We start from the raw sequence: 21,761 nt of genomic DNA on the forward strand, positions 1-21,761 counted from the left end.
GGCTAGGCCATCAGGCCACGCATGCAGAAGTACAGCAGCGAAGGGCCCAGCAGGCAGCCCAGGGCGGTGTAGAACGCTGCGGTCAGGCAGCCATAGGGGACCAGCTTGGGGTCGGTCGCCGCCAGGCCGCCCGCCACGCCACTGGAGGTGCCCATCAAGCCACCGAAGATCACCGCAGTGCGCGGGTTGTTCAAACCGATCATCGGGGCCACGAAGGGCGTCACCACCATGACCAGAATGGCTTTGACCAGCCCCGCGGCAATCGACAGCGCCATCACCTCGGAGCTTGCACCAATCGCAGCGCCCGTCACCGGCCCGACGATATAGGTCACTGCCCCGGCGCCGATGGTGGTCAGGCTGACCGCATCGGTATAACCAAAGGCCATGGCCACCCCTACCCCTGCGACGAACGAGGTGCCGATACCGAAGAACAGTGCGATCACCCCGGACAGCCCGGCGCGCTTGAGTTCTTCGATGTTGACGCCAAAAGCCGTGGCGACGATGGCGAAGTCGCGCAACATGGCCCCACCCAGCAGGCCGATGCCAGACAGCAGCGGAATGTCCACCAAGCCTTTCTGCCCCCCGGTCATCACCCCACCGACGTAAGACAATGCCAGGCCGAGGAAAATCGCGATGGCAGAGCCATGCAAACGCCCGCGGGTCAGCTTCTCGGACATCCAGTAGGACAGCCACATGGTTACGCCGATCACTGCGAAACCACTGACCAGGCCATACCCGTTGATCACTTTCATCATCGATTCGTACATGGCGGTCACCGTTGCGCAGCAGTCAGGGGTTTGTCGGTGCCCGCCTCAGGCTTCTTTTGCCCGATGCGGTCCAGCAGCGGCACCATGGCGAAGCTTGCGATCACCGCCACGACGCCGGCCGTTATCGCCATCGGCCCGCCGGACAGCGCACCCAGTACGTTCTGCTGGGCGGCCATGGCGACCACGATGGGAATGTAGATGGCGCTCCAGAATTCCACGCCCTGTTCGGACTTGGCCTTGATCAGGCCACGCTTGTTGAGGTAACTGCCGATGAAGATCAGCAGCAGCATGGCGATGCCGACACCGCCGACGTTGGCCGGGACACCCAGGAGCTTGCCCAGGAGTTCGCCGATGAACAGGCCTACAAGGGTACACAGGGCCAGAAAGGCCACACCGTAAATGATCATTGTTGTTGTCCTCGCGTTGGGTCGAAGTTGCTTGTTGTTGTCCTTCGAAAAACACGGCATTTATGGGCGCTGGCTGACCTCCTGACGCAGCAGGGCGTCCACTGTATCGAATCGGGTTTGCTCCAGGGCAAGTACACGCCCCTGCTCGAACACCGGGCGGGCCAGGCCGGTCAGCACGCTGCCGGGCGGTAGCTCCAGGTGCAGGCGCACGCCGCGCTCATAGGCGTTGCGCAACGTAGCACGCCAATCGACGAGCCGGGCCATGTTGCCGGCCAGGTCGTCACGCAGGCGTTGCGGATCCAACAGCGGCCGCGCGCTGCTGCCACTGAGGTAGGTGATGTGCGGCCGGTTTATCTGCACACTGGCAAATGCCTGCGCCAGCTCGGCCGCCGGGCCGTCGAGCAAGCGGCAATGAGACGGCACGCTGACCGCCAGGCGCCGGGCCACGCCCTGGCCACGGCTGCGCGCCTTGGCGGCGACCGCGGCCATGGCCTTGTCGCTGCCGGCGATGACGATCTGGTTGTCGCTGTTGAGGTTGGCCAGGCACACCTCGCCGCCCACCTGCGCCAGCAAGCGCTCGACACTGGCCAGGTCCAGGCCACTGAGGGCGGTCATGCCGTAGCCTTGAGGGTAGGCCCGTTGCATCAGCTCACCGCGCAGGGCCACAAGGCGTACGGCATCGGCAAACGCCAGGGCGCCCGCCGTGACGGCGGCAGGGTAGGCGCCGATCGACAGCCCTGCCACATACTCAGGCGCCGGGCTGCGCTGCAACAACGTGCGCGCCCAGGCCACCCCGGCCAACAGCAGGCACAACTGCACGGCGCGGGTGGTTTGCAATGCCTGCGGGCTGTCCAGGGCCAGCACCTGTTCCCCGAGGGTGTCACTGGCCTCCTCCAACAACGCTGCCGAGCCCTCGGGAAGGCGATGAAGCATCCCCGCCTGCTGGGCGCCCTGCCCAGGGAACGCGAACAGGCTGCTCACGCTGCGCACTCCAGCAGGTTCCACGGGTCAGCCACCAGCCGGGCACCAAGCGCCGACTTGAGCAGCACACGCGGTGCCGCCCCGGCCCATTCACGCAGGGCGATGCCACCTGCGGGGGTTTGCAGTTGCACATCGATACGGCAAGGCCCGCAGTCGAGGCTATCGAGCAACTCACGCGCCGCGGCCCGGCTCATGGGCCGCGGTGTGCGTAGCAGCAGGTCAAGGTCGCTGGCCGCGTGCAGCACCTCGACCCCGGTAGCCAGTTGGTAACCCACCCCGCCTGTCGGCCCCCAGGCCAGCCCGCTGGCGTCGAGCAGCGGGGCCACGCTGGCCAGCGCCTGTAGCGCAGGCCAGGGGCTCGCGCCCTGCCCGCGCAAGGCTTCCGGGCGCAGATGCCGGCGAATGTCCGCCAGACGCATCTGCACACCCAGGCGCTGGGCGCGCCCCTCCCCGCGCAACCCCACCGCCACCCACCCTGCCGCGCAGAACGCTCGGCGCACCACCACCGGTTGCCCGGCTGCCAGTACCTGCGTGGCCCAGGCAGGGGCATCGGCAGGGAGCGCGGCCGGGGGCATCCCCCAGAGCAGGTCATGTGGCTGCGGCGCGCTCATCTCAGGCCTCCTGCCACTGGCTGCGCAAGCGTGCACGCACTTCGCGCGAAGCGCTGCGGTGCTCGCCGGCCAAACGTGACGTCAGGTCGGTGCTGTTGCCGATATCGCGCAGCGCTTCGGCCAGGCAGGCACGCACCTGGGCCAGATCGCTTGCGCTCGGGGTATCCACCTTATCCACGCGCAGGCGCCGCCACAAAAGGCCCAGCGAGGCATAGCTGGCCAGGTCGTAGGCCATCGGCGGAATCTCGGCGGCCAAGGCCTCCAGTTCGTCGACGCTGCGCAAGGTGATCCGCGCCGCCGCCGCCTTGCCCATGGCGTGCACCATCACCCCGCTGTCATCCAGTGCAATCAGCCGCTGGGCCTGGTAGCCGTGGGCCAGAAACGCGCCAGACATGGCCTTGCCCACCAGCAGGCCGATCACCGGGTGGCCGGCCAGGCGTGCCTGGGCATAGGCCTGCACCGCAGCGGCCAGCGCCTGGTGGATGCCCAAGGCTTCCTCGCGGCGGCCGTAGGCCTGGCTGGGCACATCGATGACCGCGACGATGGCGCGCTTCTCGCCATCGCGGTCCAGTTCGATCGCCTCGCTCACCGCCTTGGCCAGCGCCCAGCCTTCGAGCAGGCCGACTTCACCGTTGCGCGCCCGGGGGAACGGGTTGTGCGCATCCGGCACCACGGCGATGAAGCGCGCCGGGCGGTTGTCCAGTTCGCCATCGATGACCCGCAGCGAGGCGGGATAACCCGACAGTGCTTCGCCGCCGGCCAGGCCTGGCAGCCAGTTCAGGGCACGGTTCATGGGGCATCTCCTTGATAAAGGGCGCGTACGGCAGCGGCATCCAGTTGCGGCCAGGTGTTGCCCAGGCTTGCGAGCCGTTCGAGGTACCAGGCATGACGACCTGCACGGTCGGCACTGGGGGCGTCGAGCAATTGCAGCAGTTGCTGGCGAATGCTGTCGACGTCATCGGCCACATAACCATCCACCAAGCCGCTGGCGTAGCGCTGCTCGCCACCGGTCAGGCTCCAGATGAAGGGACGGTCCTTGGCGTCGTACTCGGCGATGCCGGCTTCCTGCTCGATCACCTGCGGGCCGTTGAGGCCCAGGCGCGCCTCTCGGGTCACCAGCAGGTGGCTACACAGCCCCGCAGCGATGGACATGCCGCCAAAACAGCCCACCGAGCCTGCGACCAGGCCCACCACCGGCTGATAGCGGCGCAGCTCGACGATGGCTGCCTGGATCTCGGCAATCGCCGCCAGGCCAAGGTTGGCCTCCTGCAGGCGCACCCCGCCGGTTTCCAGCAGCAGCACGGCGCAAGTCGGGATGCCGTTGCGGTTGTCTTCGATGGCCAGCTCCAGGGCACCGGCAATCTTGGCACCGCCCACTTCGCCCATGCTGCCCCCCTGGAAGGCGCCTTCGATGGCGGCGATGACACAGTTGCGGCCACCCAGCAAGCCCTTGGCGATGACCACGCCGTCGTCGGCCTGGGGCACGATGCCCTGGCGCGGCAACCACGGCGACATCAGCCGCTCGAACGGGCCGAGCAGCTCGCGAAAACTGCCCGGGTCGAGCAAGGTGCGGGCACGCTGGCGCGCCCCCAGTTCGACGAAGCTGCGGCTTTGCAGCAGGCGTTCGGTGTCAGTCATGGGCGATCTCCTCGAAACCTTGCTCAAGGCGCAGGCGTACCACCCCAGGCGTGGCGCCAAAGTCATGGATGTCGATGTTTACCGCCGGCCATGTGCGCCCTTGGAACAGGCGCTGGAACAGTTGCTCCCAGCGGGCGCCGCTGCCGTTGACCGAGGTCACCACCTGAATGTTCAGGCTGCCCGCGGTGCCAGGCTCCATCAGGACTTCCAGGTCGCCCGAGCTGACGCAACCCACCAGGGTGCGGCCACGGCCAGGCTCGGCGGCAGGGAATTGAAAGGTCAGGGTTTCCATGTCACAGGCTCCCGGCTTTGTCGAGAAACAGGCAGGCGGCCAGCAGGTCGGCGGCACCGCCCGGTGAGGCGTTCAGTTGCAGCAGTTGGGTGTCCAGCAGACGCAAGTGGCGGCGGCCGTCGAGGGTGGCACTGCCACCGGCTGCGAGCACACGGCGGGCGCCCTGCTGCAGCGTTTGCAGGCCCTGCGGGCCGGCGCGCCAGAGCACGCAGGTATCACTCAGCGCGGCCATGATCGCCAGCAAGGCATCGAGGCGTGCGTGGTTTTCGCTGGCACCGTTGGCGCGGCTGCGGCGCAGTTGCGGCAGGCCGTGGCCGATGACGGCAGGAAAGCCCTGTTGTGCCTGTTCGCGGGCACCGCCGGCGCCGTAACGGCGGCGTACCTGGGTGCCGTGGCTGTCCTGGGCGGAGGCGGCTGGGTCCTCGATCAGGGCGATGCGCCCGGCACGGGCTGCGACGGTACTCGCGTCGGCCTTGGCATCCAGGGCCTGGGCGGCCACCAGCAGGCCAAGGGCCCAGATCGCGCCGCGGTGGGTGTTGACGCCGCAGGTGGTGGCCAGCATCGCGGCCTCCCCTTCACGGCCGATACGGCCCAGCTCGATGCGCAGCGTCGGGCCAACCTCGCCATGGGCCTGGGCGGCGCTGGCCATTTGCCGCAAGCAAGGCCAAAGGGCAAGCGCCGAGGCATGCATCATGGCCAGCGTCATGTCGCTGTGCGCGCCGCTGCTGCGCCGGTCCACCAGGCCGGGCTTGGGTGACAGGTCGGCCTCGTCGATCAGCGCTTCGACCGCCAGGTCGGCCAGGTGGTCGGCAAGGGGAATTGCGGCTTCAGCTGCCGGCGTGATCACTGGCAAGCCGGCTGCCAAAGGGAACGGGCAGTTTTCAAGTGGGCGCGCGGCCCGGTGAAACGGAGCATACGGTTGCAGATCGAATAGTTGCATCACCAGCTCCTGAACCGTGCAGGTGGGTTGTACAGGCCACCGGACCACTCCACCAGGTCGGCGATGCTGCGTGCCGCGAGCAGTTCGCGGCTGGCATCGGTGCGGCGGATGCCGAGGTCTTCGGGCAAGGCGACCAGGCCTTGCTGGCGAAGAGGTAAGGTGTCCTTGGGGTCGTGGCGCAAGCCAATGGCGGTGACCCCGGCCACGGCGGCGATCATCTGCTGGCGCTCTTGCAGGCTGCGCGCCTTGTACAGGTAGGCGATCCCCTCTTCGGTCAGCAGGTGGGTGACGTCATCGCCGTAGATCATCACCGGTGCCAGCGGCATGCCGGCCTTCTTCGCCACGTCCACGGCGTCCAGGGTTTCGACGAAGGTCGGTTTGCCGCCTTCCTGGTAGGTTTCGACCATCTGCACCACCAGTTTGCGGCCGCGTTCGAGCAAGGTGTCGGGCACCGTCATGTCGAGCCAGGCCGCAGTGGCGTGGCGCCGGCCGCGGGGGTCGTGGCCCATGTTCGGCGCGCCGCCGAAGCCGGCCAGGCGGCCCCGGGTGACGGTCGAGGAATGGCCATCACCATCGACCTGCAAGGTGGCGCCGATGAACAGGTCGACCGCGTACTGCCCTGCCAGTTGGCACATCATGCGGTTGGAGCGCAGCGAGCCATCGCGGCCGGTGAAAAACACGTCCGGGCGTTGCGCGATGTAGTCCTCCATCCCCAGTTCAGTGCCAAAGCAATGCACGCTTTCGACCCAGCCGGTCTCGATGGCCGGGATCAGCGTGGGGTGCGGGTTGAGCGTCCAGTTGCGGCAGATCTTGCCTTTGAGGCCCAGCGACTCGCCGTAGGTCGGCAAGATCAGCTCGATGGCGGCCGTGTTGAAACCAATGCCGTGGTTGAGCGACTGCACCTTGTGCTTTTCGTAGATGCCACGGATGGCCATCATCGCCATCAGCACGTGCACCGGTTTTATGTGCCGCGGGTCGCGGGTGAACAGTGGCTCGATGTAGAACGGCTGGTCGGCGACCACCACGAAGTCTACCCAGGAGGCCGGAATGTCCACCCGTGGCAGGTCGTCGACGCGCTCGACCAGCTGGTTGACCTGGGCGATCACCAGGCCATCGCTGAAGGCTGCCGGCTCCACCAGGGCCGGGGTGTCCTCGGTACTGGGGCCGGTGTACAGGTTGCCGTCACGGTCGGCCATGAACCCGGCGACCAGCGTGACATTGGGGATCAGGTCGACCAGCAGGCGCGAATACAACTCGATGTAGGTATGAATGGCGCCGACTTCGAGCAGGCCGTCTTCGAGCAGTTGGCCGATGCGCAGGCTCTGGGGCCCTGCGAACGAAAAGTCGAGCTTGCGGGCGATGCCCCGTTCGAACAGGTCCAGGTGCTCGGCACGGCTGACGCTGGGCATGATCATGTGCAGGTCGTGCAGCTGCTCGGGGTTGGCCTTGGCCAGCGAACGGGAGAGGAAGTCGGCCTGCTTCTGGTTGTTGCCTTCGAGCACCACCCGGTCACCTGGGGCGATCAACAGCTCCAGTGCCTCGACGATGCGCTCGGTCGGCAGCACCACACCGTCGGCCAGGTGACGGACCCGCTCCAGGCGGCGCTGCTTCTCGGCGCGCCGCCTGGACCACTGCGGCGGTGGATTCTTCGTTATGGTCATGGGTGACTCCACGGTTCGCTGTCGTAGAGGCACACTAGGACTGGGCGGTTGAGTGATCAATCAAGCTGGCGGCGTGATCGTTACGCTCAGGGTAATGATTGCACTTGGCTTGCCTGCGGTGCACTAGCCTGAAAGACTCAACGCCGGAGCCCTGGCAAAAACGCACGCCTCACCTGCAGATATATCCATTGTGCAGGGCAATTTTGCATGACAGGATCCATCGATCCTCCAGCGCACTCCAGACTTCACTTGGAAAATCAATAACAAAGCAGGGAGAACGCGATGACCGCGCACGCTCATACCTCGGCAACGGCCCATGTTCTGGCCGAGGTCCGCAACCAGATTGGCCACCTCACCCTCAACCGCCCCAGTGGCCTCAATGCCCTGACCCTCGACATGGTGCGCAGCCTGCGCCAGCACTTGGACCGCTGGGCCGATGACCCGCACGTGCAAGCCGTGGTGCTGCGCGGCGAAGGCCCCAAAGGCTTTTGCGCCGGCGGCGACATCCGCTCGCTGCATGACAGCTACAAGGCCGGCGACACGCTGCACGAAGACTTCTTCGTCGAGGAATACGCCCTGGACCTGGTGATCCACCGCTACCGCAAACCGGTGCTGGTGCTGATGGACGGCTTCACCCTCGGTGGCGGCATGGGCCTGGCACAGGGCTGCGACCTGCGTATCGTCACCGAGCGCAGCCGGCTGGGCATGCCCGAGGTCGGCATCGGCTATTTCCCGGACGTTGGCGGCAGCTACTTCCTCTCACGCATCCCGGGCGAGCTGGGCACCTATCTGGGCGTCAGTGGCGCGCAGATCCAGGCGGCGGACGCGCTGTATTGCGGGCTGGCCGACTGGTACCTGCCAAGCGAAAAACTTGCTGAACTCGATGAAGGCCTCGACCGCCTGGACCTCGGCGCCCATCCGCTCAAGGCCCTGCAGGGGCTGCTGGCCAGGCTGGGCAAGCAGGTGCTGGACGACGCACCACTGGAAAGCCTGCGCCCGGTCATCGACCACTACTTCGCTCAGCCTGATGTGGCAGCGATCATCGAGCAATTGCGGGCAGTCAGCATCGGCGACAGCCACCAATGGGCACTGGCCACTGCCGACCAGCTGGAAAGCCGCTCGCCACTGGCCATGGCGGTTACCCTGGAGATGCTGCGCCGCGGCCGTCACCTGCCGCTGGAAGCCTGCTTCGCCATGGAGCTGCACCTGGACCGCCAATGGTTCCGCCACGGCGACATCATCGAAGGCGTGCGCGCCCTGATCATCGACAAGGACAAACAGCCACGCTGGAACCCGCCTACCCTGGCGGGGCTGCAACGCCAGCGCGTCGACCAATTCTTCGAAGGCCTGTGAGCCGGGGAGTACTCAGATGCAAGACGTAGAACTGAGCGAAGAGCAGATCATGATCCGCGACATGGCCCGGGACTTCGCCCGCGGCGAAATCGCCCCGCATGCCCAGGCCTGGGAAAAGGCCGGCTGGATCGATGACGGCGTGGTGCGCAAGATGGGTGAACTGGGGCTCTTGGGCATGGTGGTGCCGGAAGACTTCGGGGGCAGCTACACCGACTACGTGGCCTATGCCCTGGCCGTGGAGGAAATTTCCGCAGGCTGCGGCGCCACCGGGGCGATGATGAGCATCCACAATTCGGTGGGCTGCGGCCCGCTGCTGGCCTACGGCACCCCCGAGCAGCAGCAAGCCTGGCTGCCGCGCCTGGCCAGCGGCGAAGTGATCGGCTGTTTCTGCCTGACCGAGCCGCAGGCCGGCTCTGAAGCGCACAACCTGCGCACCCGCGCCGAATTGGTCGACGGCCAATGGGTGATCAATGGCGCCAAGCAGTTCGTCAGCAACGCCCGCCGCGCGGGCCTGGCCATCGTCTTTGCCGTGACTGACCCAGCGCTTGGCAAGAAAGGCCTTTCGGCATTCCTGGTACCCACCGACAACCCGGGGTTCAAGGTCGACCGCAGCGAGCACAAGATGGGTATCCGCGCCTCCGACACCTGCGCCGTCACCTTCGACCATTGCCGCATCCCCGCCGCCAACCTGCTGGGTGAGCGTGGCAAGGGCCTGGCCATTGCCTTGTCCAACCTTGAAGGCGGGCGTATCGGCATCGCGGCCCAGGCCTTGGGTATCGCCCGCGCCGCGTTCGAGGCGGCGCTGGCCTATTCCCGCGACCGGGTGCAGTTCGGCAAGCCGATCAACGAGCACCAGAGCATCGCCAACCTGCTGGCCGACATGCAGGTGCAGGTCAATGCCGCACGCTTGCTGATCCTGCATGCCGCACGCCTGCGCAGCGCGGGCAAACCCTGCCTGTCGGAGGCGTCGCAGGCCAAGCTGTTCGCATCGGAGATGGCCGAGCGGGTGTGTTCGATGGCGATCCAGGTGCATGGCGGCTATGGCTACCTGGAAGACTACCCGGTCGAGCGCTATTACCGTGACGCGCGCATCACGCAGATCTATGAAGGGTCGAGCGAAATCCAGCGGATGTTGATTGCCAGGGAATTGAAGCACTATCCGTTGTGATGGTTCTCACCGGGCCCCAAGGTCAAGCCCTGCCCGCCAGGCTGGCAGGGCTTTATTCGAAGTGACTGGCTTGCCAGCGATTGCCCCCGTCAACTCAGCGCCGTTGCTTGAAGGTCTGCGACGGCAGCTGCCCAAAACGCTCACGGTAGGTGTCGGCAAACCGCCCCAGGTGCAGGAAGCCGTAATCCATCGCCAGTTCCGTCACACTGCGCACCGCGCAACTGCTATCGCTCAGGCACGCATGCACCCGCTCCAGCTTGCGTTGCCGTACGTACTGTTTGGGCGTGGTGCCCAGGTGGCGATCGAACAACGCATAAAGTGAGCGCACGCTCATGCAGGCCTGTTCGGCCAGGATCTCGGCTGCCAGCTCCAGTTTGAGGTTGCGCTCGATGTAGTCGAGGATCCGCTCCAGGCTGGCCCCCGGCGTGCCCAGGCTTTCCCGGCGGATGTTGGTGCTCATCAGCGTCAACAGCTTGCTGGCGACGATCTGGCTGTAGTGGCCCTGCACCCGCGGCAGCGCATCACTCACCTCGGCCTCATGGCAGACCATGGCCAGCAGGTTGACGAAACCGTCCAGCTCTTCGAGCCGGTAGTGGTTGCGCAAAAAACGCACCCCGCCCTCAGGCCGCTGCCAGCGCTGCTCCTCGCAGATCGAGTCGAGCATGTGCGTCGGTACCTTGAGGATGAACTTCTCGCAGTCTTCGGAATAGGTAAGGTCCACCGGGTCGTCGGGGTTGATCAGCAGCAGTTCGCCTGGCACCAGGTGATGTTCGCGCTGTGGCCCGCGCCACAGGCAGTTGCCATGGAGCAGCACCTGCAGGTGATAGATGGTTTCCAGGGCCGGTGACGTGACCCGCACGCTGCCCCCGTAGCTGATACGGCACAGGTCGAGTTCGGCGAACTTGCGGTGGCTGAGGCTGGCCTGCGGGTGGGTGCTGCGCGACAGGCCGATGCAGTGCTGGCCGACGTGGCGGTTGACGTAATCGGACACCGCATAGGGGTCGGCGTGATGGAACACGCTACTGCGCTCGCTCAGCAGGCGGCTTTCCATAGGCAAGGCACTCGGTATCGTTATTGTTCTGGGCGCCGCGTCCTACTGGCCCGGGGCCTGTGGTTGCGGTCAACGGTCATTCTACCGGGCCGGGGTCGGGTTTCAGGGGGCAGCTGACCGCCGGTGGTTTGCTGACACACTAAGCAAATGGGCGCAGCTGAGCAATGCGATGTTCGGATTGGGTGGGCGGCTATCGGATAGGCGAAAGCAGCGTTTGGGCGGTTATCGCACGAAATAGTTTGCAACCAACCTGCACGTCCACCCGGTAACTTTTCCGACATCCGAACCTGGGTATCTGTTACAAAACCGCATGCCCACTACCTTATTCACCCACCTGCGCCGTCGCTGGCTCACCTGGCTGTGCGCCACCTTCCTGGTTGTCGGCCTGCCAGCCGGCTGCGCCGTGCTGCAGCACAAGGAACGTGAACTGGTGTTCCGCATCGAGCCAGGCCAGGCAAGCTGGTTCCGTGGCCTGCCCAGTGGCGTGCAGGAACTGGACCTGCGCCCGCGCAGCTTCGCCGCCAACCAGAGCCTGCACGCCTGGTGGTGGCCGGCCCGCCGCGCCGATGCGCCGGCCATCCTCTACCTGCACGGCGTACGCTGGAACCTCACCGGCCAGCTGTTTCGCATCGAACAGCTGCATGCCATGGGGTATTCGGTGCTGGCCGTGGATTACCGAGGTTTCGGCCAAAGCCGCGGCGGCCTGCCCTCCGAGGCGACCGTCTATGAAGACGCACGCATTGCCTGGGAGCGTTTTGCCCAGCTGCAACCGGATGCGGGCAAACGCCTGATCTTTGGCCATTCGCTGGGCGGCGCGGTAGCGGTGGAGCTGGCTGCCGACCTGACGCGCCAGGCGCAGAAAGAAGGCGGGGCACTGCCCGCACGGGGGCTGATCCTGGAGTCGACCTTCACGTCACTGGGCGATGTCGCCGCTGCCGTGGCCGATACCACCCTGCCGGTGCGTTGGCTGCTGTCGCAGAAATTCGATTCGCTGGACAAGATCAAGGACGTTGGCCTGCCGCTGCTGCTGGTGCACGGCCTGGACGACCGTTTCGTGCCGCCGCGTTTCAGCCAGCAGTTGTTCGAGGCAGCGCAGCAGCCCAAGACCTTGTTGCTGGTACCGGGGGCCAGCCACAACAACAGCATGAGCCGCGCCGGCCAGCGCTATCGAAATGCGATTCAGGCGTTGCTGTGACGGCGTTCACTGCACCGGCAGGAAGTTCATCAGCAACAGGCTTTGCGCGTAGTTGAGCCCGATCCGCCGGTAGCGCTCGTCCAACATTTGCGCCAGCAAATCCAGGCGCGCCACGATCTTGCCGAACTCCACCGCGAAACTCAGGTTGCTGCCCTCCTCCGAGATCTCGTTGGAAAACAACAGCAATACCCCATTGGCATCCTGGCGCTGGCTGAGCATCCAGGTAGCCTTTTCGATGTTGCGAGCGGCGTTGTTGACGAACAAAGGGTCGATGGTATCCGTCATGAAGAACTCCGTTCGCCCGCCGTGCGCGGTAATCAGCATGCTGCCGATGGCGTAGATGAACGCCCCGACACGATCGCCGCGAAACTCCGGGCTAAGGGCGTAACTCAAGGCAGCCAGGTCACGACGGTTGCCCAACTGCGCCAAGGGTTGCCGCTGTTCGATGGCGATGCGGATCTGCCGTTCTGCAGTGGTGGCATCGAGATAACCGGACATTTTCCACTGGCTGGGGTTGCGCAGGTACAGCTTGTTCATCAGCAGGAACAGGCTTTGCAGGTTGTCGCGCATGGCCAGCGTCGCCATGCGGTCGACACTGGTCTGGAACAGCTCGCTGGGTTTGCCATTGCCGAACTGGCTGACGATGTCCTGGCCTTGCTGCTGGGTGCAGGCGCCCAGGCAGGCCAGCGCGCCTGCCAGCAGCAGGCGTGGGAAGATTACGGGTTTGCTTGCAACCATCGGCACCGGGTCGAAATCGGCGGCCGCGCCGGGGATCGGCGCGGCCTGGCCAAGCATAGAGCCCGCAAAGCGGAAAAAGTGCGATGGTGGGGTGACCGAACGTCAGTGCGCCTGCTCGCCCGTTTGCTCACGCCTGCGTGGCGGGTGGCCATGAACCCTTGCCAGCAAGGCTCACATGGCGTGGCGCAGCATCTGCACCATTTGGGCGTGCAGTACCGGGTCACCGCAGGCCACCACACAGCCGCCGTGCTGCGCCGAACTGCCATCCCAAGCGGTGATCACCCCGCCCGCCCCTTCGATGATCGGCATCAGCGCCTGCACGTCATACGGCTGCAGGCTCGCTTCGACGATCACATCGACAAACCCCGAGGCCAGCATGCAGTAGGCGTAGCAATCGCCGCCGTAGCGCATCAGCCGCGCCTGGTCAGCCACGGCTTGGAACGCAGCCTTGCGCGCCGGCGTGTCGAACATGTCTGGCGTTGTGCACATCAAGGTTGCCGCGGCAAGGTCTGTGCAGGTGCGGGTCTTCAATGGCGTGCCGCTACGCCACGCGCCATCAGCGGTGCCGACGAAACGCTCACCGGTGAAAGGTTGGTTCATCACCCCCAGCACCGGGCGGCTGCCATCGTTCAGGGCGATCAGCGTCCCCCACAGTGGCAGGCCGGTGATGAAGGCGCGGGTGCCATCGATGGGGTCGAGCACCCAGGTCAAGGGGCTGCTGCCGATTGCCACACCCTGCTCTTCGCCAAGGATGCCGTGTTCCGGGTAACGCGCCTGGATCAGCGCACGCATGGCATCTTCGGCCGCCTTGTCGGCCACCGTCACCGGGTCGTACAGGCGCCCGCCCTTGTCCTCGACGTCCAGGCTGGCACGGAAGTACGGCTGGATCGCGGCGGCAGCGGCATCGGCCAACTGCTCGGCGAAGGCGCGGAATTCGCCGGTCTGTTCAGCACTCAGGGACATGGCACGGGCCTCGTGAAAATGACGGGGTGGCATCATACCCGACAAACACTGTGCCGGTAGACGCTTGGGCATTCGCGGGCAAGCCCGCTCCCGCCTAGACTGAACAGACCAGATCGACAGGCATGAACCGGGGGGCTGCCCACACGTGGAGGTGTGCGATGAGCCAGTTCAAGCGTTTGTTAGTGATGCTCGGCCCGCAGATGCGTTATACACCCGCTCTGCAGCGCGCGGCGGCATTGGCTGAATCCAGTGATGCCCTGCTGGATATCAATGTCTTCGTCGACGATGTCGACACCTTTGGCCTGATGAGCGACGGCCGTGAACGCGAGCGACTGCTTGCCGACAACCGCCAATGGCTGGCCGACGCCACCGAGCAATTGCGCGATGCCGGCTTGGATGTGTCCACCGAGCTGCTGCTCACCCGCGACCCTTTGGGCAGCGTGATCGAGCGCATCGAGCAGTTGGGCTGTGACCTGCTGATCAAGGATGTACAGCACGAACCGGTGCTCAAGCGCCTGCTGGTCACACCGCTGGACTGGCAACTGCTCAAGGACAGCCCGGTGGCCGTGCACCTGGTCAGCGACATTCGCCTGCCGCTGCCCCGGCAAATCGCCGTCGCCGTCGACCTCAACAGCCACGGTGCCGGCGAACACCTGGACGAGCAGGTGATCCACTGTGCCCACGCCCTGGCGCTGCAGTGCAACGCCGAGATGCACCTGCTGCATGTGTGCGATGCGGCCAGAACCCACCTCGCCGACTTCGGCGCCGGCACGGTGACCATGCCTGGCTTCGAGGGCAACGTGCGCACAGCGCAACGGGCAGCGTTCAACCGCCTCGGCGACCATCACCAGATCCCGCTGGAATGCCGGCACTTTCTGGAAGGTGCGGCGGTTCGGGCGATTGCCCAGTTCGTCAGCCACAGCCGGGTCGATGTGATCGTGATGGGCAACCACCGGCATGACGCCCTGCAGGCGTTCCTGGGCGGGACCACGGCGCATGTGCTGGAGCATCCGCTGTGCAATGTGCTGGCGGTCAAAGGCCTGCGTTGACGCATCGGCTGAGATTTTTGCGGTGGTCAGATCGAGCGCGGGCTGGAAGTGATCCGCGGCCCGGCCACCAGCCTGTATGGCCGTGGCGATCCAGGCGGGACCTTCAACGTGGTCAGCAAGCAGCCACTGGCCGAACCCAAGGTGACCCTGGGCAGCCAGCTCGACGATCAAGGCATGCACCGGGCAACGCTCGATGCCACTGGGCCGCTCAACGAAGATGGCTCGCTCGCCTACCGCCTGAACGTGCTGGGCGAAGGGGGTGACAGCTTCCGCGATGATGTCGAAAGTGAACGCTACGACATTGCGCCCGTGCTCAGCTGGCAGGTCAACGACGCCACGAAGATCGTCTTCGAGGGCGACTTCATGCGCAACAATCACCCGCTCGACCGCGGCCTCACCCGCCTGCCCGGCCAGCGCGGCAGCGCCTCGCGTGACACCAATATCTGGGAAAAAGGCAGCGACAACCTGCTGCACAACGACAACAACATGGCGCAGTTGCGCTTCGAGCACGCGCTCAGCGATGACTGGACCTTGGGCGGCGGCATGCAGTGGCTGGATGGCTCACTCAAGGGCAACGCCGTGGAGGCCAATGCGTTGCAGGCCGATGGCCGCACCCTGGGGCGCAACTTCAACTACCGCAAGCTCGAATGGACCGACCGTGATTACCAGCTCAACCTGACCGGCCACTTCGACACGGGTGGTTTTGCCCACACCCTGCTGACCGGTATCGAATACGAAGATTACGACTACAGCTCGATCATTCAACGCTCGGCCGTCGGTGCCGACGCCTATCCGATCGATATCTTCGACCCGGTGCTGGGCCAACCCCGCCCTGCCCTGACCCGCACGACTACCCACGACAAGGAAAACCTCAAGACTTGGGCGGCCTTCATTCAGGACCAGGTCGCCCTGACCGAGCGCCTGAAAGCCCTCGCCGGGGTGCGTTTCGAGCGCTACGAGCATGATTACGACAACAAGCTGACCAACGCTGGCGACTTCAGCAAGGGTGAAAACGGCGTCACCCCCCGTTTCGGCCTGCTGTATGACCTCACCGACACGCTTGCCGTTTACGCCAACACCGCGCGCTCGTTCAAGCCCAACAGTGGCGCCAGCCTGCAAGGCAGTGGTTTCGACCCTGAGAAAGGCAAATCGTATGAGTTGGGTATGAAGTGGGAAGCGCCCGATCGCCCGCTAAGCATCGACGCGGCCGTCTACCACATCGTCAAGGAAAACGTGCTGACCCGCGACCCCAACGACCCGTCCGGCACCTACAGCATCGCCGCCGGTGAGGTGCGCAGCCGCGGGCTGGACATCAACATTGCCGGCAACCTCACTCCTGAGTGGCGTGTGATCGGTGGCTATGCCTACGTCGACGCCGAGGTGACCCAGGACAACACCGTACCCAGCGGTACGCGCCTGGCGAACATCCCGCGCAACAGCTTCAGCCTGCTGAACACCTACGAGTTTCAGGACGGCCTGGCCAAGGGCCTGGGGCTGGGGGTCGGGGTCAAGTACATCGATGAGCGTGCCGGGCAGACCGCCGCCACGACCTACACCATGGCGAGCTACAGCGTGGTGGACCTGCACAGCTTCTACAAGGTCAACGAGCATGTGCGGCTGAACCTGGATGTGAACAACGTGTTCAACAAAGGCTACGACGAGGGGGCGTTCAACACGTACGTGTACCCAGGTGCACCGCGTACGGTGCAAGCCGGGGTATCGTACACCTTCTGAAATGGCCGGGGCCGCTGGCGCGGCCCGCAGTCTCAGAACGCCTTGCTGTAGAACAGCGAGTAGGATTCGATGCCGTCGTTGGGCTGTTTGATACCGGCGTTGGAGTAGTGAATGGCACGGATGCCGACTTTCTGCTCGCCCGGCAGCTTCAGGCCGAAGCCGATGCGGTCCTCGAAGTTGACCGAGGAACCCAGGCGTTGATCACCGACATCAGTCTTGGAAAATGCTGCCAGGCCGATACCTGCCTCGACATACGGGGTGTAGGTGAAGCCACTGAATTCGTAGGTGAACACCGGGCTGAACGACAGCGAGTGGGCACCGCTGGCCTCACCACCTTCCCAGTAGGTGTAGGCCGCGTCCCAGTAACCGGACACGAAGCCGGTGCTGCTTTGCAGCCATTTCTTGTCCCAGTCGAAGGCCAGGCCGATACGGTAGGTCATGTCGCCCTGGCTGGTGGCGCCCACGGCGCCGGACACCTGCGCGGCCTGGGCCAGATTGGCCCCGGAAAAAGCCAATGCGGCGGCCGCCAGCATAGTGGCGAAACGGGTTTTCATCGATGACATCTCCTGATGGTCAACACGGGCAAGCGGGGGCTTCTCGCCCCTCGATTTTTACGGTGACCGGTGCATCCAACCGGTCACACGAGGTAATACTTTTCTGATTATCGTCCAAGTAATCAGGAAGTTGGAAGTAAATTGCCACTAATGGCTAATGTGCAGTGCCGCCTCAGCCAGCGCGCCGCTCCTCGAGCAGCTTGACGAACATGCTCAAGCTGCGCGAGACGGTACCCCGGCGCCACACCAGCCAGGTCTTGAGGTAGCGGAAATCCTCCGACATCGGCCAGGCGCAGACCGTGCTGCAACCCGGCATGTTGTCGAGCATGCTGCGCGGCAACATGGCCAGGCCGGCACCGGCGCTGACGCAGGCGAGCATGCCGTGGTAGGACTCCATCTCGTGGATCTTGCCCGGTACCGCCTGGTCCTGGACGAACCAGTTCTCGAAATGATGGCGGTACGAGCAGTTGGCACGGAAGGCATAGATACTCGCACCGTTGACATCCTGCGCTCGGGTTACCGGCGCGTGGTTGAGTGGCGAGATGATCACCATCTCTTCCTCGAATACCGGCATGCCTTCAAGCGTGGGGTGCAGCAACGGGCCATCGACGAATGCGGCCACCAGGCGCCCGGACAGCACGCCTTCAAGCATGGTCCCCGACGGCCCGGTGGAGAGGTCCAGATCGACTTTCGGGTAGCGCTGGTTATAGGCGGCCAGCAATGCCGGTATGCGCACCGCTGCGGTGCTCTCCAGCGAGCCCAGGGCGAAGGTGCCTTGCGGGTCTTCGCCCGCCACCGTCAACCGAGCCTCATGCACCAGGTCGAGGATGCGCCGGGTGTACTCGAGGAAGTTCCAGCCAGCCGGCGACAGGCGCAGCCGGCTTTTTTCCCGGATGAACAGCTCGACACCCAGGTCTACCTCCAACTGCTTGATACGCGTGGTCAGGTTGGAGGGCACCCGATGAATGTGCTGGGCGGCGGCGCTGATGCTGCCCTGCTCGGCCACGGCCTTGAAGATCTCCAGTTGCACCAGGTCCACAGTCATTCTCCAAACGTGAATGTTTCGCTCATTATTATTCAGTTTTCATTAAAGCCCTAGCCCACTAGTCTGGCTTCACCGATGAACAACAATGAGTGTCCAGCCATGAGCGAGATCAGCAGCCTGACCCACGCCATCTCCATCGACCCGCACAGCGGCGAGCAGATCGGCACCTACCCTTTCGACACCGACGCCGCACTGGAAGCGGCGCTGCAACGTGCCAAGGCTGGTTACCGCCAGTGGCGCCAGGTGTCGCTGGGTCAGCGCAGCGAGTACCTGCTTGCCCTGGCCGACACCCTTGAGGCCAAAGCCGAAACCTTCGCGCAGATGATCAGCCGCGAAATCGGCAAGCCGATCAGCCAGTCCCGAGGTGAAGTGAGCAAGTGCGTCGGCCTGTGCCGGTGGTATGCCGAGCACGGCCCGGCGATGCTTGCTGCTGAGCCGACCCAGGTGGAAAAAGCGCGTATCGAATACCGTCCGCTGGGCCCGATCCTGGCCGTGATGCCGTGGAACTTCCCGATCTGGCAGGTGCTGCGTGGCGCCGTACCGGCGATCCTGGCCGGCAACACCTATGTGCTCAAGCATGCGCCGAACGTCATGGGCAGTGCCTACCTGCTGGGCGAGTTGTTCAAAGATGCTGGCTTGCCCGAAGGCGTGTTCGAGGTGCTCAACGTGAGCCCGGCCGGTGTCACCCGCGCCATCAACGACCCGCGCATCGCTGCCGTGACGTTGACCGGCAGCGTGCGTGCCGGCATGGCCATCGGCGCCCAGGCCGGTGCTGCGCTGAAGAAGTGCGTGCTCGAGCTCGGTGGCTCGGACCCGTTCATTGTGCTGGCCGACGCTGACCTGGACGCTGCGGTTAAAGCCGCCGTGGTCGGCCGTTACCAGAACACCGGGCAGGTGTGCGCCGCAGCCAAGCGCCTGATCGTGGAAGAGCGCATCGTCGAGGCATTCACCCGCAAGTTCGTCGAGGCGACGCGCCAGTTGAAGGTCGGTAACCCGCTGGAAGATGACACCTACATCGGCCCGATGGCGCGCTACGACCTGCGCGACGAGCTCGATGAACAGGTCCAGGCGACCCTCGCCGAAGGCGCCACCCTGCTGTTGGGCGGCAACAAGCTCGAAGGGGTGGGCAACTTCTATGCTCCGACCGTGTTCGCCGACGTCACCCCGGCCATGACCGCGTTCAAGCAGGAGCTGTTCGGCCCGGTGGCCGCGATCATCACTGCCCGCGATGCCGAACATGCAGTGGAGCTGGCCAACGACAGCGAATTCGGCCTGGCATCGACCATCTACACCGCAGACTATGCCCTGGCCGAGCGCATGACGGCAGCGTTGGACACCGGTGGGGTGTTCATCAATGGTTATTGTGCTTCTGACCCCCGCGTGGCTTTCGGTGGGGTGAAGAAGAGTGGCTTCGGCCGTGAGCTGTCGCATTTCGGCGTGCGCGAGTTCACCAACGCCCAAACCGTGTGGCTGGACCGCAACTGATGTGCTGAACCGGGGCTGCTTTGCAGCCCAATCGCCGGAAAGCCGGCTCCCACTGGAGACCGCGTAGTTCTTCAGGCCTGCGCTTTACCTGTGGAAGCAACGGTCTTACCCATTTCTAAAACTCGGCGCAATCCAGGTGGGAGCCGGCTTGCCGGCGATTGGGCTGCGCAGCGGCCCCGGCCACTCAATCGCGGACCTGGTCCTTGACCCAGTCCAGCATCCCCCCCGGCACGATCAGCTCATGCCGCGCCCGCGAACACGCGGTGTACAGCCCCGCCAGCATGCGGGCCCGCTCGTTGCGATTACCGGCCGTTACCGGCGCAACCATCAGCTCCGGCGAGACCATCACCCGGGCGAACTCCATGTTCTTCACATCGCGCACGCGGCCAAGGAACAGCTTGGGCGCGTTGTCCCAGCGGTAGCGGCTCTTGGCCTTGGCGAAGTGCTCCGGGGTGTAACCCTTGCGCAGCATGTTGGCCACGGCAACGAACGCCTTGTCCTCACCCTTGTCTTGCTCGAGGGCCTGCCAGCTCGGGTAACGAAACAGCATCGGGTGACGCGGCCGCGTGCCGTAGCGGTACAACTCGATGCAATCCTCGACGAACAGCTCGAAATCCTTGCGTGCGCTTTGCAGCAGCACGAATGGCACGCCCTGGTGGGTAAGGCGCTGGAACCAACCGAACAACCCCCACTCGTCATCGACGATCAACGCCGTGGGCTGCGCCGGTACCGTCACCGTGTCGAAGAAACTGACCCGCGTGTAATGCTCGGCACTGCCGCTGAAGGCTGCCTGGATGGCCGCCGGGTGGGCCTGGATCAACGGGTTGAGCACGCTGTCCATGGCAGGCCCTGCGCGCAAGGAATGGTCGATGTAACGCTGGCGGATGAAGCCGCCATGGTGCGGGCTCAGGCCATTGAGGTTCTGCAGTTCATCGCCCAGGGCAATGACCGACTGCGGGCTGCGATCGAGCACGGCGACCATGGGTGCAGACAACTCGTGGGCTTCATCGACGATCACATGGCTATAGCGGCTGTCGATCTGTTCGGCCGTCAGCGACAACAGTTTGACCCGATGATAATCACGCACCGGCAATTGGATCTCGCGCGACGATGGGCGAATCAGTTCCTGCCAGTACAGCCTGGCCTTTTCCAGCAGCACTTCCTGATCCAGCGGCGAGGTTCCCGGGCCCGCCCAGGGCAGGTGATGCAGCTGCATCTGGCTATCACCGCTACGGCAAAAGCTGCGCACGGCCTTGATGCAAAGGGCGACCACGTCCCGGGCGGCCAAGGGGCCGATATCAGGAATGGCCAGCCATTTCACCACCTGCGCCTCCTGCGGGCGCCAGGACAACTTGGTCCGGTAAGGATCACGCAGGCGCCAACCGTTGCTGGTGAGGTCGCGGTTGAGAATCTCGTCGGCCAGTTGGCCAAAGGTCATCGCCGTGTACGCCTCAGCGTCCTTGACCCGTGCCCGCAGTGCCCTGAGCTGGCTTTCGGTGAGCGCCAGCAGCAACGTGCGTTGCGGGTCGAGCAGGCGCGCGAACTGGTGAATCAGGAAGGTTTTGCCAGTCCCGGCAAAGCCCTGCACCGCCACCGACTCGTCCACCCCGGACAAAAACTCGCGCAGCAGGCGGTTCTGCTGATCGCTGAGCATGAGGTCGCTGGCCAACGACGGCAGGTACACCGGGTGCAACGGCGTGACCCGTTGCCGGTAGCTGTCAGCGAACTGGAAGTTCCACTGGCCTTCGTCGTCCTGAAAATCGTCTGCAGCGTAGTCGACCTCGGGTGATACCAGCGCGACGCCGTTCTCACCCAGCATGCCAAGGCCCATGGCAAACGCTTCGCGGTCGAAAAGCTGCGCTACCTGCCCCTGAAAACGGCCCGGTGCTGCCGCTTCGACCTCATTGGCGATGCGCACGATTTCAGCGAAGCGGCGTTCCTGTGCGTCCGCTGAAAGGCTGGCAGGCTGGCGCGGCAGGTTCTGCACGAACAGCACGGCGGCCGCCTGCAGCAGGCTGGCGTCAGGGAAAAAGTCGGTGACAGGGGGCGCGCTGGCGAGGCGCTCGGCCTGATCGCTGGGCAAAGGCAGGTAGAACATCGGGACCTCGGGTGGAAACGGGCGGGCACGA

At 64.9% G+C, this 21,761-nt stretch carries 20 protein-coding genes and 1 pseudogene; 6 read left to right on the forward strand and 15 right to left on the reverse strand.

The window, feature by feature from the left end; all coding sequences use genetic code 11:
• Positions 1 to 2 precede the first annotated feature (2 nt).
• From madM to mdcA, 9 genes are read right to left on the reverse strand one after another with little or no spacing between them, the layout of a single operon-like run.
• Positions 3 to 767 carry a malonate transporter subunit MadM gene (madM, locus tag ACIPZC_RS09380; protein WP_400626406.1) on the reverse strand — a complete coding sequence of 255 codons (765 nt, stop codon included), beginning with the start codon at positions 765 to 767 and terminating at the stop codon, positions 3 to 5.
• Between the two features lie 5 nt (positions 768 to 772).
• Complete coding sequence (gene madL / locus ACIPZC_RS09385) at positions 773 to 1,174, reverse strand: malonate transporter subunit MadL (RefSeq protein ID WP_267816334.1); 402 nt, start codon at positions 1,172 to 1,174, stop codon at positions 773 to 775.
• A 60-nt stretch (positions 1,175 to 1,234) separates the two neighbouring features.
• Complete coding sequence (gene mdcH, locus ACIPZC_RS09390) at positions 1,235 to 2,155, reverse strand: malonate decarboxylase subunit epsilon (RefSeq protein ID WP_400626408.1); 921 nt, start codon at positions 2,153 to 2,155, stop codon at positions 1,235 to 1,237.
• Entirely contained in the window at positions 2,152 to 2,766 is a 615-nt protein-coding gene (locus ACIPZC_RS09395; RefSeq protein ID WP_400626410.1) for a malonate decarboxylase holo-ACP synthase, read from the reverse strand. Before ACIPZC_RS09395 ends, mdcH begins: the two co-directional genes overlap by 4 nt.
• Position 2,767: 1 nt before the next feature.
• Positions 2,768 to 3,559, reverse strand: a complete 792-nt coding sequence (gene mdcE, locus ACIPZC_RS09400; RefSeq protein ID WP_400626412.1) for a biotin-independent malonate decarboxylase subunit gamma — start codon at positions 3,557 to 3,559, stop codon at positions 2,768 to 2,770.
• On the reverse strand, positions 3,556 to 4,404 hold the full coding sequence (locus ACIPZC_RS09405; protein ID WP_400626414.1) for a biotin-independent malonate decarboxylase subunit beta: 849 nt from the start codon (positions 4,402 to 4,404) through the stop codon (positions 3,556 to 3,558). Before ACIPZC_RS09405 ends, mdcE begins: the two co-directional genes overlap by 4 nt.
• Complete coding sequence (locus ACIPZC_RS09410; RefSeq protein WP_012314731.1) at positions 4,397 to 4,696, reverse strand: malonate decarboxylase subunit delta; 300 nt, start codon at positions 4,694 to 4,696, stop codon at positions 4,397 to 4,399. The genes ACIPZC_RS09405 and ACIPZC_RS09410 overlap by 8 nt, the downstream gene beginning before the upstream one ends.
• Position 4,697: 1 nt before the next feature.
• Entirely contained in the window at positions 4,698 to 5,636 is a 939-nt protein-coding gene (locus ACIPZC_RS09415; protein WP_400626416.1) for a triphosphoribosyl-dephospho-CoA synthase, read from the reverse strand.
• Entirely contained in the window at positions 5,636 to 7,297 is a 1,662-nt protein-coding gene (mdcA, locus tag ACIPZC_RS09420) for a malonate decarboxylase subunit alpha (protein WP_400626418.1), read from the reverse strand. The genes ACIPZC_RS09415 and mdcA overlap by 1 nt, the downstream gene beginning before the upstream one ends.
• Positions 7,298 to 7,579: 282 nt before the next feature.
• Between mdcA and ACIPZC_RS09425 the strand changes: the two genes are divergently transcribed.
• Together ACIPZC_RS09425 and ACIPZC_RS09430 are read left to right on the forward strand one after the other, a co-directional pair.
• Positions 7,580 to 8,650 (forward strand): enoyl-CoA hydratase/isomerase family protein, encoded by a 1,071-nt coding sequence (locus tag ACIPZC_RS09425; RefSeq protein WP_400626420.1) that lies wholly within the window; start codon positions 7,580 to 7,582, stop codon positions 8,648 to 8,650.
• A gap of 16 nt (positions 8,651 to 8,666) precedes the next feature.
• Complete coding sequence (locus ACIPZC_RS09430) at positions 8,667 to 9,818, forward strand: acyl-CoA dehydrogenase family protein (RefSeq protein WP_400626422.1); 1,152 nt, start codon at positions 8,667 to 8,669, stop codon at positions 9,816 to 9,818.
• A gap of 94 nt (positions 9,819 to 9,912) precedes the next feature.
• Here ACIPZC_RS09430 and ACIPZC_RS09435 read toward each other — a convergent pair whose 3' ends face one another.
• Positions 9,913 to 10,869 (reverse strand): AraC family transcriptional regulator, encoded by a 957-nt coding sequence (locus ACIPZC_RS09435; protein WP_267816355.1) that lies wholly within the window; start codon positions 10,867 to 10,869, stop codon positions 9,913 to 9,915.
• A 310-nt stretch (positions 10,870 to 11,179) separates the two neighbouring features.
• On the opposite strand from ACIPZC_RS09435, the gene ACIPZC_RS09440 reads away from it, so the two are divergent.
• Positions 11,180 to 12,064 carry an alpha/beta hydrolase gene (locus tag ACIPZC_RS09440; protein ID WP_400626424.1) on the forward strand — a complete coding sequence of 295 codons (885 nt, stop codon included), beginning with the start codon at positions 11,180 to 11,182 and terminating at the stop codon, positions 12,062 to 12,064.
• A 6-nt stretch (positions 12,065 to 12,070) separates the two neighbouring features.
• On the opposite strand, the gene ACIPZC_RS09445 is transcribed toward ACIPZC_RS09440, so the two are convergent.
• Both ACIPZC_RS09445 and hisN read right to left on the reverse strand, forming a co-directional pair.
• Positions 12,071 to 12,802, reverse strand: coding sequence for a hypothetical protein (locus ACIPZC_RS09445; protein WP_400626860.1), 732 nt, complete (start codon positions 12,800 to 12,802; stop codon positions 12,071 to 12,073).
• A gap of 171 nt (positions 12,803 to 12,973) precedes the next feature.
• Positions 12,974 to 13,765 carry a histidinol-phosphatase gene (hisN, locus tag ACIPZC_RS09450; protein ID WP_241803633.1) on the reverse strand — a complete coding sequence of 264 codons (792 nt, stop codon included), beginning with the start codon at positions 13,763 to 13,765 and terminating at the stop codon, positions 12,974 to 12,976.
• A gap of 158 nt (positions 13,766 to 13,923) precedes the next feature.
• Between hisN and ACIPZC_RS09455 the strand changes: the two genes are divergently transcribed.
• Together ACIPZC_RS09455 and ACIPZC_RS09460 are read left to right on the forward strand one after the other, a co-directional pair.
• Positions 13,924 to 14,814 (forward strand): universal stress protein, encoded by an 891-nt coding sequence (locus ACIPZC_RS09455; protein WP_400626426.1) that lies wholly within the window; start codon positions 13,924 to 13,926, stop codon positions 14,812 to 14,814.
• A 30-nt stretch (positions 14,815 to 14,844) separates the two neighbouring features.
• Positions 14,845 to 16,548: pseudogene (locus ACIPZC_RS09460) on the forward strand (TonB-dependent receptor); the annotation flags it as partial.
• 32 nt (positions 16,549 to 16,580) lie between these two features.
• Here the strand turns inward: ACIPZC_RS09460 and ACIPZC_RS09465 are convergent.
• Positions 16,581 to 17,102 carry an acyloxyacyl hydrolase gene (locus ACIPZC_RS09465; protein ID WP_400626428.1) on the reverse strand — a complete coding sequence of 174 codons (522 nt, stop codon included), beginning with the start codon at positions 17,100 to 17,102 and terminating at the stop codon, positions 16,581 to 16,583.
• Between the two features lie 172 nt (positions 17,103 to 17,274).
• Positions 17,275 to 18,141 (reverse strand): LysR family transcriptional regulator, encoded by an 867-nt coding sequence (locus tag ACIPZC_RS09470; RefSeq protein ID WP_400626862.1) that lies wholly within the window; start codon positions 18,139 to 18,141, stop codon positions 17,275 to 17,277.
• A gap of 105 nt (positions 18,142 to 18,246) precedes the next feature.
• On the opposite strand from ACIPZC_RS09470, the gene ACIPZC_RS09475 reads away from it, so the two are divergent.
• A complete protein-coding gene (locus ACIPZC_RS09475) occupies positions 18,247 to 19,632 on the forward strand; it encodes an aldehyde dehydrogenase family protein (RefSeq protein ID WP_400626430.1) in 1,386 nt (461 codons plus the stop codon).
• Positions 19,633 to 19,816: 184 nt separating this feature from the next.
• Here the strand turns inward: ACIPZC_RS09475 and ACIPZC_RS09480 are convergent, their stop codons facing one another.
• Entirely contained in the window at positions 19,817 to 21,730 is a 1,914-nt protein-coding gene (locus ACIPZC_RS09480; protein ID WP_400626432.1) for an AAA family ATPase, read from the reverse strand.
• Positions 21,731 to 21,761: the final 31 nt, after the last annotated feature.

The organism is Pseudomonas sp. NPDC089743 (assembly GCF_044748785.1).
Taxonomy (GTDB): Bacteria; Pseudomonadota; Gammaproteobacteria; order Pseudomonadales; family Pseudomonadaceae; genus Aquipseudomonas; species Aquipseudomonas putida_X.